The sequence below is a fragment of the Taklimakanibacter deserti genome (genome assembly GCA_003574785.1).
Genome location: QORU01000089.1, coordinates 1 through 526 on the forward strand (window position 1 = coordinate 1; position 526 = coordinate 526).

Genomic DNA, 526 nt, shown 5'->3' on the forward strand with positions numbered 1-526 from the left:
CCCACTGCTTGTACGTACACGGTTTCAGGTTCTATTTCACTCCCCTCACTGGGGTTCTTTTCGCCTTTCCTTCACAGTACTGGTTCACTATCGGTCAATCAGGAGTATTTAGCCTTGGAGGATGGTCCCCCCATCTTCAAACAGGATTTCTCGTGTCCCGCCCTACTTGTCGTTAGCTTAGTACCATAATAATGTTTTCGGATACGGGATTATCACCCTCTACGATTGAGCTTCCCAGCTCATTCTCCTAACAAAACCATTATCACTAACAGGCTCTTCCGCTTTCGCTCGCCGCTACTTACAGAATCTCGGTTGATTTCTTTTCCTCGGGGTACTTAGATGTTTCAGTTCTCCCGGTTTGCCTTATTAAGCTATGTATTCACTTAATAATAGTAGATTCTTCATCTACTGGGTTTCCCCATTCGGATATCTTGGATTAAACGCTTCTTATCAACTCATCCAAGCTTTTCGCAGATTAGCACGTCCTTCTTCGCCTCTGATTGCCAAGGCATCCACCGTGTACGCT

1 rRNA gene is annotated in these 526 nt (G+C 45.4%); it reads right to left on the minus strand.

What is annotated here, in order from left to right:
* Positions 1-526, minus strand: a 23S ribosomal RNA gene (locus DS839_RS36110); the annotation flags it as partial.